Source organism: Streptomyces sp. NPDC048420 (assembly GCF_040651535.1).
Classification (GTDB): domain Bacteria; phylum Actinomycetota; class Actinomycetes; order Streptomycetales; family Streptomycetaceae; genus Streptomyces.
This window is the reverse complement of sequence record NZ_JBEZKG010000012.1, coordinates 360,803-376,423: the sequence shown is the minus strand read 5'-3', so window position 1 is coordinate 376,423 and position 15,621 is coordinate 360,803. Positions and strand designations below refer to the sequence as shown.

General features: G+C 69.9%; 12 protein-coding genes, 1 rRNA gene and 2 pseudogenes. 2 read left to right on the top strand and 13 right to left on the bottom strand.

The window, feature by feature from the left end; translation table 11 throughout:
• Positions 1-92, top strand: a 5S ribosomal RNA gene (gene rrf / locus AB0D34_RS24805); the annotation flags it as partial.
• Positions 93-146: 54 nt separating this feature from the next.
• On the opposite strand, the gene AB0D34_RS24800 is transcribed toward rrf, so the two are convergent.
• The 4 genes and pseudogenes from AB0D34_RS24800 to AB0D34_RS24785 all read right to left on the bottom strand — a co-directional run bounded on the left by AB0D34_RS24800 (position 147) and on the right by AB0D34_RS24785 (position 3,749).
• Positions 147-806 (bottom strand): response regulator transcription factor, encoded by a 660-nt coding sequence (locus AB0D34_RS24800; RefSeq protein WP_362664810.1) that lies wholly within the window; start codon positions 804-806, stop codon positions 147-149.
• Positions 803-2,040, bottom strand: a pseudogene (locus AB0D34_RS24795) (histidine kinase). The gene AB0D34_RS24800 and the pseudogene AB0D34_RS24795 overlap by 4 nt, the downstream one beginning before the upstream one ends.
• Positions 2,041-2,064: 24 nt before the next feature.
• The gene (locus tag AB0D34_RS24790; protein WP_362664808.1) at positions 2,065-2,832 is read right to left on the bottom strand and encodes an ABC transporter permease; all 768 of its coding nucleotides are present in this window, start codon (positions 2,830-2,832) and stop codon (positions 2,065-2,067) included.
• Positions 2,829-3,749: an ABC transporter ATP-binding protein gene (locus AB0D34_RS24785; protein WP_362664806.1), complete on the bottom strand. Its 921-nt coding sequence runs from the start codon at positions 3,747-3,749 to the stop codon at positions 2,829-2,831. Before AB0D34_RS24785 ends, AB0D34_RS24790 begins: the two co-directional genes overlap by 4 nt.
• Positions 3,750-3,843: 94 nt before the next feature.
• Between AB0D34_RS24785 and AB0D34_RS24780 the strand changes: the two genes are divergently transcribed.
• Positions 3,844-4,389 (top strand): GNAT family N-acetyltransferase, encoded by a 546-nt coding sequence (locus tag AB0D34_RS24780; protein ID WP_362664804.1) that lies wholly within the window; start codon positions 3,844-3,846, stop codon positions 4,387-4,389.
• Positions 4,390-4,423: 34 nt separating this feature from the next.
• Here the strand turns inward: AB0D34_RS24780 and AB0D34_RS24775 are convergent, their stop codons facing one another.
• The 9 genes and pseudogenes from AB0D34_RS24775 to AB0D34_RS24735 all read right to left on the bottom strand — a co-directional run.
• Positions 4,424-5,983 carry a type VI secretion protein gene (locus tag AB0D34_RS24775; RefSeq protein WP_362664843.1) on the bottom strand — a complete coding sequence of 520 codons (1,560 nt, stop codon included), beginning with the start codon at positions 5,981-5,983 and terminating at the stop codon, positions 4,424-4,426.
• A gap of 13 nt (positions 5,984-5,996) precedes the next feature.
• Positions 5,997-7,412: an ATP-binding protein gene (locus AB0D34_RS24770; RefSeq protein ID WP_362664802.1), complete on the bottom strand. Its 1,416-nt coding sequence runs from the start codon at positions 7,410-7,412 to the stop codon at positions 5,997-5,999.
• 10 nt (positions 7,413-7,422) lie between these two features.
• Positions 7,423-8,982 carry an SCO6880 family protein gene (locus tag AB0D34_RS24765; RefSeq protein WP_362664800.1) on the bottom strand — a complete coding sequence of 520 codons (1,560 nt, stop codon included), beginning with the start codon at positions 8,980-8,982 and terminating at the stop codon, positions 7,423-7,425.
• Entirely contained in the window at positions 8,979-10,310 is a 1,332-nt protein-coding gene (locus AB0D34_RS24760; RefSeq protein ID WP_362664798.1) for a hypothetical protein, read from the bottom strand. Before AB0D34_RS24760 ends, AB0D34_RS24765 begins: the two co-directional genes overlap by 4 nt.
• The gene (locus tag AB0D34_RS24755) at positions 10,300-11,133 is read right to left on the bottom strand and encodes a hypothetical protein (protein ID WP_362664796.1); all 834 of its coding nucleotides are present in this window, start codon (positions 11,131-11,133) and stop codon (positions 10,300-10,302) included. The genes AB0D34_RS24760 and AB0D34_RS24755 overlap by 11 nt, the downstream gene beginning before the upstream one ends.
• A gap of 165 nt (positions 11,134-11,298) precedes the next feature.
• Positions 11,299-11,607: a hypothetical protein gene (locus tag AB0D34_RS24750; RefSeq protein WP_123761709.1), complete on the bottom strand. Its 309-nt coding sequence runs from the start codon at positions 11,605-11,607 to the stop codon at positions 11,299-11,301.
• A 338-nt stretch (positions 11,608-11,945) separates the two neighbouring features.
• Positions 11,946-13,232, bottom strand: a complete 1,287-nt coding sequence (locus AB0D34_RS24745; protein WP_362664794.1) for a S53 family peptidase — start codon at positions 13,230-13,232, stop codon at positions 11,946-11,948.
• Between the two features lie 354 nt (positions 13,233-13,586).
• The gene (locus AB0D34_RS24740; protein WP_362664792.1) at positions 13,587-14,930 is read right to left on the bottom strand and encodes a S53 family peptidase; all 1,344 of its coding nucleotides are present in this window, start codon (positions 14,928-14,930) and stop codon (positions 13,587-13,589) included.
• A 320-nt stretch (positions 14,931-15,250) separates the two neighbouring features.
• Positions 15,251-15,572, bottom strand: a pseudogene (locus AB0D34_RS24735) (alpha/beta fold hydrolase); the annotation flags it as partial.
• Between the last annotated feature and the right edge of the window lie 49 nt (positions 15,573-15,621).

Genomic DNA, 15,621 nt, shown 5'->3' with positions numbered 1-15,621 from the left:
CGCCCGGTTACATTCCGAACCCGGAAGCTAAGCCTTACAGCGCCGATGGTACTGCAGGGGGGACCCTGTGGGAGAGTAGGACACCGCCGAACAATTATTGAGAAAACCCCCGTGCCATTCGGCACGGGGCTTTTCTGCGTTCCAGGCTATTTCGCCAGCTTTGTTTCGTACGCCAGGATCACCGCCTGGATCCGGTCCCGGGAGCCCGTCTTCGCGAGGACGCGGCCCACGTGGGTCTTCACCGTCGACTCGGCCAGGTGGAGACGGGCGGATATCTCGGCGTTCGTCCAGCCCTTGCCGATGACCGTAAGGATCTCGCGCTCCCGGTCGGTGAGGGCCGCGAGGCGTGGGTCTTCCGGTTCGCCGGCCGGCTTCCCTGTCGGCAGATGGTGGGCGTAGGCGTCCAGGAGGCGGCGGGTCAGGCTGGGGGCCACTACCGCGTCGCCGGTCGCCACCGCTCGGATGCCGGACAGGAGGTCCTCCGGCTGGGCGTCCTTCACCAGGAAGCCGGAGGCTCCGGCGCGGAGGCCGGCGTAGGCGTACTCGTCGAGGTCGAAGGTCGTGAGGATGAGGACGCGGGTGCGGTCGCCGGTGGCGATGATGCGGCGGGTTGCCTCGATGCCGTCCAGGCCGGGCATACGGACGTCCATCAGCACCATGTCGGGGTGCAGCTCGGCCGTCATACGGACCGCCTCGGTGCCGTTGGCCGCTTCGCCGAGGATCGTCAGGTCGTCCTGGCTCTCCAGCAGCATGCGGAAGCCGAAGCGCTGGAGGGGCTGGTCGTCGGCGATCAGGACGGTGGTCACTGCGGGGTTTCCTCCGGGAGGTGCAGGCTGACGCGCCAGCCTTGTTCGGGACGGGGGCGGGGGCCGGCCTCAAGTCTGCCGCCGTACAGGGATGTTCGTTCGCGCATGCCGGGGAGGCCGCGGCCGTCGGTGCTGTCGGGGTCGCCGCCGCGGCCGGTGTCGGTCACCGTGACGGTGACGGCGCCGTGGTCGCCGTAGGACATGTCGATGGTCGAGGTGGCGTCGGGGCCCGCGTGTTTGGGGGTGTTGGTGAGGGCTTCCTGGATGACTCGGTAGACGGTGAGCTGGCGGCCCGGGGGGAGGGTCGGGGTGCCGTGGACCGTGGTGTGGACGGGGATGCCCGCTCCGCGTACGCCCTCTATGAGGTGGTCGAGGTCGGAGAGGGCGGGTTGGGGGTCAGGGTGGCTTCCTGCTGTTCCTCTTCGCGGAGGACGTCCAGGAGGCGACGGAGCTCGGTGAGGGCCTGGCGGCTGGTCGTGGAGATGGCGGTCAGGGCTTCCGCCGCGCGGTCGGGGGACTTGCGGGCGGCGTAGCGGCCGCCGTCGGCCAGGCCCGTGATGACGGAGAGGTTGTGGCCGATGATGTCGTGCATCTCGCGGGCTATGCGGGCGCGTTCGGCGGCGGCGGCGAGGCGGGCCTGCTGGTCGCGTTCGATCTCGAGGCGGTGGGCGCGGTCCTCCAGGGCCTCGGTGTAGTTGCGACGGGTGCGGACCGTGATGCCGATGGCCGCCGCCGAGACGAAGGTCAGCAGGCTCGGGAGGATCTCCTGGTCGGCGCTGCCGTGGGGGTGGCGTACGGCGATCACGGTGACGGGGGCCAGGACGACTGGCAGCGCCCACCACAGGGAGCGGTGGGGGCGGCGCAGGGCGATGTGGAAGACGACCAGCATCTCCAGCATGGCAGCCTGGAGCACGACTCCGGTCCAGGCGTTGACCAGGGCGAACGGGGTGAGGGCGAGGAGCACCGTGCGGGGGTGGCTGCGGCGCCACAGGAGCGGTGCGGACAGGCCCAGGCTCAGTGCGAGGACCAGGCCGCCGGGGATGTCGGTGTCGCGGGCGATGCTGCGCCAGCCGTCGCCGAGGTAGTCGATGAGGGCCGCCGTCACCCAGAAGCCGGTCAGATGCAGGTCCCAGAGGAGAGGGTGGCCCCGGTCGAAGGAGCGCACCCGCCTCGTGACGCGCTGGACGTACTCGGTGAGGGGCTCCGCCACCCGTTCTTCCGCCACGGGGTCCATGGTGGGGGCTTTGGCCGTCATCCGTCAGACGTCCCGTCGCTTCAGCAGCACCGCGGCCGCCGTCAGGGAGGCCGCCGCCCACAGGGACATGGCCAGCAGGGCACTTCCTGAGGAAGCCGTGTCCGCGGTGGTGAGGGTCTCCAGGGCGCGGCCCGGGAAGTGGCGTACGGCGTCGTCGACGAGGTCGTACGGCAGCATGGCCAGCACTTCCGGGAGGATCATGACCAGGCCGATGAAGGCTCCTGTCGCGATCGGGACCGAGCGCGCCAGTGCGCCGAGGCCCAGGGCCAGGACGGTGAGGAGGGCGAGGCCGGCCGCGTTGCCGGTGAGGGCGCGCAGGACGCCCGGATCGCCGAGGGCGGACTCGTGTTCGGTGCCGGTGAGGAAGGACTGGGCGAGCGGGAAGGTGAGGAGGTTCGTCCACAGACTGAGGACGAAGGCGGTCGTGGCCAGGACCGCGGCCTTCGACCAGAGGACGGGAAGGCGGGTCGGCACCGCTGTCATCGTGGCGCGGATCTGGCCGGTCGAGTACTCGCCGGCGGTGGAGAGGATGGCCAGCACTCCCAGGTTGACCTGGGCGAACTGGGTGCCCAGGAGGACGAGGACGACCGTGTCCAGGTGGTCGGCGTCGCCGCCGTCGTAGGCCGCGCTGACGCCCGCGCCCATGGCGAGGGTGGGGACGCTCGTGGCGATGAGGGTGATCCAGGTGGAGCGCAGGGTCCAGAGTTTGTGCCACTCCGAGCGCAGGACCCGGGCCCGGGTGATCCGGTAGGGCATCGTCGCGGTGGTCATGCCGTCGCTCCTTCCCGGGGCGTGGCGAACTCGACGGAGTCGTGGGTGAGTGCCATGAAGGCCTCCTCCAACGAGACCTGGTTGGGGGTGAGTTCGTAGAGGGGGATGGCGTGGGCCGCCGCGGTGCGGCCGATGTGGCGGGCGTCGGTGCCGCGGACTTCCAGGGTTTCGGAGGCGGTCGGGATCGCTTGGACTCCGGGGGCGGCGAGCAGTCGTACGAGAGCGGAGGCGTCCGGGGTGACGACCTTGACCGTGCCCGCGCCGGACTGCCGTACGAAGTCGTCGACCGTGGTGTCGGCGAGGAGGCGGCCGCGGCCGATGATGACCAGGTGGTCGGCGGTGAGGGCCATCTCGCTCATCAGGTGGGAGGAGACGAGGACCGTACGACCTTCCGCGGCCAGGGACTTGAGGAGGTTGCGGATCCACAGGACGCCCTCGGGGTCGAGGCCGTTGACCGGTTCGTCGAGGACGAGGACGGCCGGGTCGCCGAGCAGTGCGGCCGCGAGTCCCAGGCGTTGGCCCATGCCGAGGGAGAAGCCCTTGACCCTGCGGTGGGCGACCTCGGTCAGGCCGGTGAGGTCCAGGACCTGGTCGACGCGGGCGCGGGGGATGCCGTGGGTCAGGGCGAGGGTGCGCAGGTGGTGGTGGGCGGTGCGGCCGGGGTGGACCGAGCGGGCCTCCAGGAGGGTGCCCACCTCGGTGAGGGGCGCGGGGTGGGTGGCGTAGGCGTGGCCGCCGACGGTGGCGTGGCCGTGGGTCGGGGCGTCCAGGCCGAGGATCAGGCGCATGGTGGTGGACTTGCCGGCGCCGTTCGGGCCGAGGAAACCGGTGACGGTGCCCGGGCGGACCGTGAAGGAGAGGTCGGCCACCGCCGTTTTGTCGCCGTAGCGTTTGGTGAGGTCCTGTGCCGTAATCATGCTTCGATGCTCGTGCGGGCGGGGGCCGTGGGTGTCGGACCGCGGGCAGTATTCCAGGTGAGGTGGGTAGTACCCGGGTACTACTGTGGCCCGCATGAGCTACGTGATCCGGTCCGTCCGCGTCGAGGAGTGGCCTGCCGCGAAGGAGTTGCGGCTTGTGGCACTTCAGGATCCGGTCGCGCCTCTCGCCTTCCTGGAGACCTACGAGGAGGCCGTCGAGCGCCCCGACTCCTACTGGCGGGAGCGGACGGCCAAGGGCGCCGAGGGGGCGGGCGACGCACAGACGATCATCGCCGAGGCGCCGGACGGGCGGTGGGTCGGGACGGTGACGGTCCTGTTGGAGCAGCCCGGGACCACGGACTGGGCCGGGTTTCCGGTCGAGCGGAAGCAGGGGCATCTCGTCGGGGTGTTCGTACGGCCCGAGGAGCGCGGGAGCGGGCTCACCGACGTGCTGTTCGACGCCGCTGTGGAGTGGGCGTGGGCGCACGGGGCGGAGCGGGTGCGGCTGATCGTGCATGAGGACAACGGGCGGGCGCAGCGGTTCTATCGCAAGGTGGGGTTCGAGCCCACGGGTGTGGTCGTGCCGCTGGCGGCGACCCCGGGGGAGACCGAGCTGGAGTTCGCGCTGGAGCGTTCCTGACGTTCTGGGAGCGCTGGTGTACGTCCTCTGAGGTCTATGCCGGGAGGTCCGCGTCCGGCCAGCGGGTGCGGGCCTGTTCCCGGGACCGGAGCAGGGCCAGGGTCACAAGCCCCCGGTCCGCTCCGGCGGCCAGCAGCTCCGGGAGCTGGGGAAGCGGAGCCACGGCTGCGACGTCGTCCAGGACGAGCGTCAGTGGTGGGTCGAGGCGACCGGAGGATGACCGTTCGGCCATGCGCCGGCCACGCTCGACCACGCTTGAAGTGAGGGCCGTCAGGAGTGGCATCGCGCCCGGGTTGGTCCTGGGGTCCTCGATCGATTCACCCACCACATAAAGCGTGCCCCCTTCGTCGACGAAGGAATCCAAGGCGAGGGCATCATTTCGGTTGGGAGTGCAGGCCTCGCGGACGTTGACCGTGAAGAGCGCGGACAGGGCTCGGCTGGTCAACTCCTGGGCGATGTCACGGCGTTCGGGGTGGGCGGTGAGGGCGGCTTCGAGCTCGCCGGCGGCGCCCGGGGCCGCCTTCGGGTTGGTGCGGAGGGTTCGTACGGCGTCCTGGATCTGGGTGCCCTGGCACCAGCGGTGGACGTGGCGGATGGTGCGGGAGTCTATCGCCGCGGCGTGGAGGTAGCTGCGCAGGAGCGTTTCGGCCACGTCTGCGACGGCCTGGTCGATCTTGGCGGTGGGGCGGATCGGGGCGAGGAGGGAGTGGGCGCGGGTCTTGGCCGTTTCCTTGTCCCCGCAGCCGGTGGTGGGGGACCAGTGGAGGCGGGCCGGGGTGTCGCAGAGGTGGGTGGGGTCGTAGACGTGGACCGGGCCGAGTTTGGCTCTGGCGTCTTTGGTGTCCGCCCAGAGGGTGGGGTTGGAGGTGACGATGAGGGCGGGGCCCTCCGCGTCTCTGATGGCCTGGGTTGCGGTGGAGTGGCGGGCTTCCCTGGGGCCGTATTGGACCGCGCCTTCGGCGCGGGGTGTTTCCCACCCGCCCAACCGTTCACCCTTGGACAGGGAAGTGGGCAGCTTGGCATCGGCCGACGTCGTGAGCAATGGCGCGGTGGGCTGGGGGAGCCCGGGCTGGTCGCTCGCCGTCGGCGGCTGCGGGTCGTATGCCTGCGGCGGCTCGGTGAGTGGGGCCGTAACAGCCGGCTGGACCTCTGTCGCCGACCTCGGTGCCGGTACCTCATGAACCGGCCCCGACCCCCTCCGGCGTTCCCGTGCCGCCAGTTTCTCCGCTCTCGTCCTCGCCCGTACCGCTCTCCACCGGGCCAGTGTTCCCATCACGAAGACGGTCAGGACGACCAGGATCAGCAGCTGGCCGATGAACAGGCCCCAGACCAGGCCGTAGCCGGAGAGCTGGTCGGTCGGGGTGTCGGGCCAGGCGCCGGGGATGTCCTGGGGGTGGCCGATGAGGTGGCGCATGGCCAGGGGGGTGCGGGTGAAGGTGACGCCCCGGGGCCAGTCGCCGTGGGCGAGCCGGCCCGCGAGGCCCGTCGCCGACCAGACCAGCAGGGTCATGCCGAGGAGGAAGGCGAGTATGCCGACCAACAGCCCGTCCGGGATGCCTCCCTGACCGCTGTCTCGGCGGTCGTCCGGTCTCACCACTGCCCGCCTCCTACGCCACCGTCGACTCGGAGTCGCCCATGTGCTGTTCCACGAAGGCCGCCGCCCGCTCCTCCGCCTCCAACTCGGCGGCGCGCAGGGCGTCGTCGGCGAGTTCGCGGTCGGCGGAGGACTCCGTCATCGCGCGGTCGGTGAAGACCAGGGGCCGTTCGGTCTCGGTGACCAGGTGTTTGACCACCTGGACATTGCCGTTGACGTCCCAGACGGCGATGCCGGGGGTGAGGGTGGGGATGATCTCCACCGCCCAGCGGGGCAGACCCAGGACGCGGCCCGTCGCTCGTGCCTCGTCGGCCTTCTGGGCGTAGATCGTCCTCGTCGAGGCCATCTTCAGGATCGCCGCCGCTTCCTTCGCCGCTGCTCCGTCCACCACGTCGGACAGGTGGTGGACCACCGCCACGAAGGACAGGCCGAGCCGGCGGCCGAACTTCAGCAGGCGCTGGAAGAGCTGGGCCACGAAGGGGCTGTTGATGATGTGCCAGGCCTCCTCGACCAGGAAGATGCGCTTCTTCCGGTCGGGGCGGATCCAGGTGTGTTCCAGCCAAACTCCGACGATCGCCATGAGGATGGGCATGGCGATGGAGTTGCGGTCGATGTGGGACAAATCGAAGACGATCAGCGGCGCGTCGAGATCGATGCCGACCGTGGTCGGGCCGTCGAACATGCCCCGCAGGTCACCGTCGACCAGCCGGTCCAGGACCAGGGCCACGTCCAGGCCCCACGCGCGTACGTCCTCTATGTCGACGTTCATCGCCTCGGCCGACTCGGGCTCGGGGTGCCGTAGCTGCTCCACGATGTCCGTGAGGATCGGCTGGCGTTCGACGATCGTCTCGTTGACGTAGGCGTGCGCGACCTTGAGTGCGAAGCCGGAGCGCTCGTCGAGTCCGTGGCCCATCGCGACCTCGACGATGGTCCGCAGCAGGGCGAGCTGGCCGGTCGTGGTGATCGCCGGGTCCAGGGGGTTGAGGCGGATGCCCTGGTCCAGGGCCGCCATCGGGTCGAGCCGGATGGGAGTTATCCCCAGCTCCTGCGCGATGAGGTTCCATTCGCCGGCGCCGTCCTCGCCCTGGGCGTCCAGGACGACGACCTGGCGGTCGCGGAAGCGCAACTGGCGCAGGACGTACGTCTTTTCCAGCGCCGACTTGCCGTTGCCGGACTCGCCCAGGACCAGCCAGTGGGGGGCGGGGAGCTGCTGTCCGTAGAGCTGGAAGGGGTCGTAGATGTAGCCCTTGCCGGAGTAGACCTCGCGGCCGATGATCACGCCCGAGTCGCCGAGGCCCGGCGCGGCGGTCGGGAGGTAGACCGCCTGCGCCTGGCCGGTGGAGGTGCGGACCGGCAGGCGGGTCGTCTCGACCTTTCCGAAGAGGAAGGACGTGAAGGCGTCGGTGAGGACGGACAGCGGATCCCGCATGCTTGGTCCCCTACTTTCGGATGCCGGTGGCGAACGGAAGCGTGTTCACGAAGGCGCGATGGTGCTCGCGGTCGCACCACTCCAGTTTCAGATACGACTTTCCGGCCGAGGCCCGGATGGTCCGCTTGTCGCGGGCCAGGGCCTCGGGCGAGCGGGAGGAGACGGTGATGTAGCCGACCAGGTTGACGCCCGCCGCGCCGCTGGCGAGGTCCTCGCCGCGCTGGTCGAGGCGGGAGTGGGCGGCCACGTCACGGGGGTCGATCGTGCGGTTCATCTTGGCGGCGCGGGACGCCTCCGCCTCGTCGTTGGTCTTCTCGGTCAGCATGCGCTCGATGGCGATCTCGGTGGGTTCGAGGTCCATCGTGACGGCGACCGTGCGGATGACGTCCGGGGTGTGGACGAGCAGGGGCGCGAGGAAGTTGACGCCGACGGGGGTCATCGGCCACTCCTTGACCCAGGCCGTGGCATGGCACCAGGGGGCGCGGGTGGAGGACTCCCGGGTCTTCGCCTGGAGGTACGTCGGTTCCATGGCGTCGAGTTCGGCCGGCCAGGCGTTGCGCTTGGTCATCGCCTGGATGTGGTCGATGGGGTGGTCGGGGTCGTACATGGAGTGGATCAGCGACGACAGCCGGCCCTGGCCGAGGGGCTGTCGTACGCGGATGTCGGCCTCCTGGAGGCGCGAGCAGATGTCGGTCAGCTCGCGGGCCATGACGACCGCGAGGCCCGCGTCCCTGTCCAGCTTGCGGCCGGACTGCGGACGGGCGGCGCGCGCCATGGCGTGCGCCTCGGCGGCCAGTTCACGGGAGTAGTGCATACAGGCGACGAGGTACGCGCGGTGCTGCTCGCTGCTGGTGGACACCATCGACTGCAGCTGGTCGTACGACGTCTGCAGCCACGGCAGCGCCTTGTCGTCCCCGCGTACGGCGACGTCCTTGGCGTGGGCGTCCGGGTCGGCGGGGAGGGTGCGGGCGAGCATCTGGAGGCGGGTGACGAAGCCGTCGCCGTTGGCCACGTGCTTGAGCAGGGTGCCGAAGCGGTCGACGAGGGCTTCCTGGTCCTCGGAGTCGCGCAGGCCGACGCCTGGGCCCTCGATCTCGATGGCGGCGGTGACGGTGCGGCGGTCCGCGTGGAGCAGTACGGCGAGTTCGTCGGGCCCGAACGGGGCGGCCAGCCAGTTGATGCGGCCGATGCCGGGCGGCGGGCCGATCTCCACCTCACGGCCGTCGACGTGGGTGCCGGCCTCCATCACGGAGGAGCGGTAGGTGGTGCCCTGGCGCAGGGTGCGCTTGTAACTGCGGTTGATCTCGAACCACTTGTAGAAGGTGCGGCGCTTGTAGGGCACGTAGACCGCGGCGAGCGCGAGGAGGGGGAAGCCCATCAGCAGCACGATGCGCAGGGAGAGCACCGGGACGAGGAGCCCGCACATCATGCCGAGGAACGCGCCCGCGATGATCAGTGTGATCTCGCCGCTCTCACGGTTCCGGCCGACGATCGCGTTCGGCCGGGCGCGGCCGATCAGATATGTACGGCGGGGCGTGACCGTATGCGACACGTGGGACTCGGTCGTCAACGCCCGTCACCTCCTGTGCTCTTGCTACTGCCATTGCGGTTGTTGCTGGCGTGCGGGGTGTTCACCGGGTTGCTCGAACGGGGAGCGGGAGCGGCGGAGGGGACAGATCCGCCGCCTCCGTTCGGGGTGCGCGAGCTGTGCGCGGCGACGCCGCCGGATGCCGGGTTGCTCGGGCGGGCGCCCGATCCTCCGGAGGCCTGACCGTTGTTGTCGGCCCGGGAGCTGTGGGTCTTGATGCCCTGGGCGACGAGGGTCGCGGGCGAGCTGATGACGGCCGCCGCCTTCCCCTCGGCGTTCTGCATGATGCGGTTGCTGCGGGAGCCGGCGATCTCGTCGCCGAAGCCGGGGACGAAACGGTAGATCATCGCGCTGGCGAAGATGGCGAGCAGGATGATGGCGAGGCCGGAGACGACGGCGGAGAAGGCGTCGGGGCCGTCGTCGGAGGAGAGTGCGCCGGCGAGGCCCAGCACGATGACGATGACCGGTTTGACCAGGATCACCGCGATCATGATGCCGGCCCAGCGGCGGACGTGGCCCCAGAGGTTCTTGTCGACGAGGCCGGCGTAGACGACGGTGCCGAGGAGGGCGCCGACGTAGAGCAGAGCGGCGCGGATGACGAGCTCCAGCCAGAGGACTCCGGCGGCGAGGATGCTGACCAGGGAGACGACGATCAGCATGATGGGGCCGCCGCCGATGTCGTTGCCCTTTTCCAGGGCGCCGGAGAAGGTGCCGAAGAAGGTGTCGGTCTGGTCGCCGGTGGCCTTCGCGAGGACCTCTGAGACGCCGTCCGTCGCTGATACGACGGTGTAGAGGATCAGGGGGGTGAAGGCGGAGGCGAGCACGGTCAGCCAGAGGAAGCCGATCGCTTCGCTGATGGCGGTGGTGAGGGGGACGCCTCGTACCGCGCGCTTGGCTACTGCCAGCAGCCACAGGAGAAGGGTGAGGATGGTCGACGCGGCGAAGACGACGGCGTACTGCTGGAGGAACTTCTGGTTGGTGAAGTCGACGTTCGCGGTGTCTTTTACGGCCTCGCTGAGCTTGTCGATGGTCCAGGCGGCGGCTTTGGCGCAGCTGTTGGCGAGGGAGGACATGGGGTCGAGGGTGGAGGTGGGGTCGTCGTTGATCGACCCGCCGCTCTGCTTGCTGTTGCGGTCGCTCTCGCACAGGGCCTTTGTGGTGCCGGTGAGCAGGCTGCAGGCCTTGTCACTCGTGGAGGGCGACGGTGTGGGTGCCGGGGCCGCGAAGGCCCGGGTCGCCAGGAGCAGAGTCGCCGTCTGTACGGCTGTGACGGCCGCTGCGGCCTTGAGTACGTAGCGATTACCGCGCATAGGTGAACCCTCCGTACTCGTCAACGGCCTTCGCCATCTCGTCGGCGCTGGAGGCCGTGTCGTCGCCTGGGACGGGCGCCGGGCCTTCCTTCTGGGACTGTGTGACGATTTTCCAGTCGTCGGCGGCCCATTCGAGCTTCATGGTGATGGTGAACCAGCTGTTGGTGACGGGGTTGGTGGACTTCTCGCCCGCCATGCCGAGCAGCCCGCTGCACCAGACCTCGACGGTCGCGCTGTTCGCGGAGGATGCGGTGACCTTGGTGCCGATCGGATTCGTACGGGAGACGAAGGTGTAGCCGGCGGGCGTGGAGCCGTCGTCGTTCAGCCCGACGTTCTTGTTGAAGGCGGCGGTGTAGGCCTGGTCCAGAGCGGACTGGAACGTGGCCACACGCGAGGGGGCGATGACGATTTGGAGCGTCGCGTCGCGCTTGGCTTTGTTGAACATGTCCGCCGAGCCCAACGCCACCGCGTAGTTCGCCGCCGCGCTCTGTGCTCCCTGGGCGTCACGCGCGTACCCCGTGGGAATCGCACCCGGCGTGGACCGCACCGGTTCGGTCCCGCTCGGCGCTGTCGTCGTCGCCTTCGGCTGTCCCCCAGCCCCCTCCGCCGACGCGGCGGAATCGTCCCCTCCGCGGTTCGCGAAGGCGATTGCGGCGATCAGGAGGACGATGACGCCGACCACGGTGACCAGGCTTCTGGAGGACGAGCGGCCGGGGCGGCGGGCGCCGCCGTAGACGTCGGCGCCGCCTTCCGGGTAGCGGGTGCGGGTCTGGCCGGTTCCGGCGTAACCGCCGGAGCCGTTCTGGTCGTCTCCGAGACTCATGCCGCTCACGCCCCCTCGACGTCGTACGAAAACGCGTAGGAGTACGACGGTAGCCGCGCTGCTTCCCGCGCGGGTGCGGTGTGGTGACTCGACATCAGGGAACGCAACCTCAGCCGGTGGGCACTGCGGACGGGTGGGGTGGAGGGGGTGTACCGGGCGGGGTGGTTATACGGCCATGCCGTACACGATGGTGAACAGCGTGCCCAGTGAGCCGATGATGAAGACTCCGGTCAGGCCCGCGATGATCAGGCCCTTGCCCTGTTCCGCGCTGAAGGTGTCCCGCAGGGCGGTGGCGCCGATGCGCTGTTTCGCGGCGCCCCAGATGGCGATGCCGAGGCAGAGCAGGATGGCGACTGCCATGACGACCTGGATCATCGTCTTCGCTTCGGTCCCCAGCGCCCCGAAGGGCCCCCAGTCGGGAGCGATCCCGCCGATGATGGTGTTGATGTCTCCCTTGTCGGCCGCAAAGAACATGTAAGTCACCGCCCCTGGTGGGTAGTTCCGCTTCCCCTGCGAGTGTGCAGAGGTCAGGCCTCATTGTCGCTGACAATTCCGCCCTCGTATGTCGACTTGGCGGCATTGATGGGCGGGTTTCGTACGAACGACTGTCTGGTCACTCTGTGTATCACGGCAGGTCACGCCGGGCAATGAGGCCTGAGCGGAACCTGTCGTGTGGTTCCGTCGTTAACCCCTGTTTCGACCTGCGGCGCTTCTGGCACCGATGTTCTGCGGGTGAAGGCTATCCCGGAGTGCGACCGGCATGACGAACGGGCCGCGGTAGGGGAGCCCGCGGCCCGTTCGTTGACGGAGAGTCAGCTGGTGAAGCCGGTCACTCCCTCCGGGGTGCCCCAGCCGGTCGGTCCGTCGTAGCCCGACCCGGCGGTGCAGAAGTAGCTCGTCGAGCAGCTGCCGTTGTTGCCCGATGTCACGTCGTTGAGGGACGAGGTGTGCTTGTAGGGGTACTGGGCCGGGTAGTCGCTGCTGCCGGGCGTACCGGCCAGCGCGTAGACGGCCGCGATGATGGGCGAGGCGGCGCTGGTGCCGCCGAAGGTGTACCAGCCGGCGGTGACGCCGTAGGAGTCGTAGACGGAGACGCCGGTCGCGGGGTCGGCGACGGCCGAGACGTCGGCGATCATGCGCTTGGCGCAGCTCGCGTCGGTCTGCCAGGTCGGCTTGGCGTCGTAGGACGAGCAGCCCGAGCCCGTTCCCTCGGTGCTGCTGGTCTTCCAGACCGTCTCCGTCCAGCCGCGGCTGGTGGAGGACGGCGAGAGGGCCGTGCCGCCTACCGAGGTCACGTACCTGGATGCGGCCGGGTACTCGGCGCCGTAGCCGGAGTCACCGGCGGAGACGGTGATGGCGACGCCCGGGTGGTTGAAGTACGAGGAGTCGAAGGAGGTGTCCGAGGAGGACTCGGAGCCGCCGTAGGAGTTGGAGACGAACTTCGCGCCCAGGGTGACGGCCTCGTTCACCGCGGTGCCCAGGTTGGCCATGGTCGCCGACTTGGCCTCGACCAGCAGGATCTTGGCGTTCGGGGCGATGGCGGAGACCATGTCGAGGTCGAGGGAGATCTCCTCGGACCAGCCGGCGTCGCTGGGGGGCAGCGCGGTGGTGGAGCCGGTCTGGCTGACCTTCTTGAAGCAGCCGTTGGCGGTGGTGCAGGCGGAGAGGCCGTAGTACGACCGGTACTTGGCGAGGTCGGCCTCGGCGTTCGGGTCGTTGTACGCGTCGACGATGGCGATGGTCTCGCCGGCCCCGTTGCTCGCGGCCGCGCTGGTCAGGCCGTAGGCGTTCTGGAGGTCGCTCGGGCCGTAGCCGGAGGGGGTGGAGGCGTCGGCCGCCTTCGGGGTGATGCCCTCGGCCTTCTGCGCCTTCTGGAAGGCGGTGGTGCCGCCGGTCACGCGCAGGGAGTTGCAGGCAAGCTCGCCGGCCTTCTTGGGGGTCGCGCAGGGGGTCGCGGCCCAGGTGACCTTCGAGGAGCTCGCGGCCGCGTCCGCGTGGACGGCGGTGCCGAGGCCGGCGAGGACGAGGGCGGCCGTGGCGATCGTGGCGGAGCCGGTACGGCGCCATCTCAGGCGTATGTGGGGGAAGTTGGTACGCAAGGTGCAGCCTCCTGATGGTGATGGAACAGGGGCGGTGCGGGTGCGTGCCGTCGGTGCGGTGTCCCGGCGGCGGGCGGCGGCCTGCGACGACGGTCCTCTTGGTGAGTACGTGACAACAAGGGACCCGGTGGAATCCTGACCTGCGCCATACCGAACGGGGGGTCGGCGTTACTCGCCGATGGCGGCTGGTTGGAGTGCGGGCGGCCGTCACTTGACCCTCCGACACGGCGAACGGGTCGCGACCGGATGTCGCGACCCGTTGCCGTGGTGCCGCCGAGGGGGACCCCACGTCCCCCCTCTCGAGGGCGGCTTCCCCGTGACCCGACGGGGAGTTCTGCGGTGAGATGGCCGGAATCAGCTGGTGAAGGCGGCCACGCCCTGCGGGGTGCCAAGGCCGGTCGGGCCGTCGTAGCCGGACCCCGCGGTGCAGTAGTAGCTGACGGAGCAGGTGCCGTTGTTGCCCGAGGTCACGTCGTTGAGGGACGTGGTGTGCTTGTAGGGGTACTGGGCCGGGTAGTCGCTGCTGCCCGGGGTGCCCGCGAGGGCGTACACCGACGCGATGATCGGGGCGGAGGCGCTGGTGCCGCCGTAGGTGTTCCAGCCGGTGCCGTCGGAGCCGTAGGAGTCGTAGACGGAGACTCCGGTGGCCGGGTCGGCGACGGCCGAGACGTCGGCGATCATGCGCTTGGTGCAGCTCGCGTCGGTCTGCCAGGTCGGCTTGGCGTCGTACGAGGAGCAGCCGGAGCCGGTGCCCTCGGTGGAGCTGGTCTTCCAGACCGTCTCCGTCCAGCCGCGGCTGGTGGAGGAGGTCTTCAGGGCGGTGCCGCCGACGGCGGTCACGTACTTGGAGGCGGCCGGGTACTCGGCGCCGTAGGCCTCGTCGCCGGCGGAGACGGTGATGGCGACGCCGGGGTGGTTGAAGTACGAGGAGTCGTACGAGGTGTCGCTCGACGACTCGGAGCCGCCGTAGGAGTTGGAGACGAACTTCGCGCCCAGGGTGACGGCCTCGTTCACCGACTTGCCCAGGTCGGCCATGCTCGACGAACTCGCCTCGACCAGCAGGATCTTGGCGTTGGGGGCGATGGCGGAGACCATGTCGAGGTCGAGGGAGATCTCACCGGCCCAGCCGCTGTCGGCGGTGGGCAGGGAGGTCGTGGAGCCGGTCTGGCCGACCTTCTTGAAGCAGCCGTTGGCGACGGTGCACGCGGGCAGGCCGTAGTAGCTGCGGTAGGTGGCCAGGTCCGCGGCGGCGTTGGGGTCGTCGTAGGCGTCGACGATGGCGATGGTCTGTCCGGCGCCGTTGTTCGCGGACGCGGAGGTCAGGCCGTAGGCGGACCGGAGGTCACTCGGGCCGTAGCCGGTCGGGGTGGCGGAGGAGGCGTTCGGCTTGAGCGTCTTGGCGGTCACGCCCTTGAGCGCGGCCTGCTTCTCCATGTACGCGGTGGTGCCGGCGGTGACGCGCAGGGCGTTGCACGCGGCGTAGCCCTTCTTGGGGGTGGCGTCACACGCGCTCTCGTACTGCACATGGGCCTTGGCCACGGCGGCGGCGACAGCCTTGGCGCTCACGTGGTCGGGCGTGGCGGCGGTCGCGTGGACGGCCGTGCCGAGTCCGGCGAACACGAGGGCGGAGGTGGCCACGGCGGCGGAGCCGATCCGACGCCATCTGCCGGAGATGTGGGGGGTGTTGGGAGTACGCAACGTACAGCCTCCTGAGAGTGGTTGCAGAGGCCTGCAGTGGGGGGACCACCGGTGAGGTTCCCGGTGGGGGCGGCGACCCGCGTAGACCATCGCCTTGTTGAGTACGTGACAACAAGACGGGTGGTGGAATCCTGACTTCCGCCTTACCGAAGGGTGCTGGTGGATTGCTGATCAATGGCGGGTGGATGGGTGGACGATGGTCACGGCTTGACCATCTACACGCGTTGCGCACAACTCCCGGGGGGCTCAGGTGAGGCGGTCCCAGAACGTGAGCAGGGTGTCGGCGAGCTGCTCGGGGGCCTCTTCCCCGCAGGGCCTGGGCGGGTGGCGACGTACGCGCCGCGGTCGTGCCCGACGGCCGCGAACCGCTCGTGCCCGAGCCGGCGCATGAGCGCGACGCAGTCGCCGGCCATGGCCCGTTTGGAGTACGGACGGTGGTCCGGGGCGGTCGCGGGCTTGTCGGACCCGCCGTGGCCGCGCAGGTCGGCGGACCACCGTGCGGCCCGCCGCGGCCGGCAGCGGGGCGACCCGGTGCCAGGTGGCGTGGGTGCGCGGATGGCCGTGCAGGAGCAGTACGGCCGGGCCGTGGCCGCCGTGGCGTACACGCAGCCGGACACCGTCCCGGCCCTCGCGGCGGGTCAGCTCGAAGCCTCGAACACCTGGCCTCCCCGGATCGTCGTCGAGGCCCTGG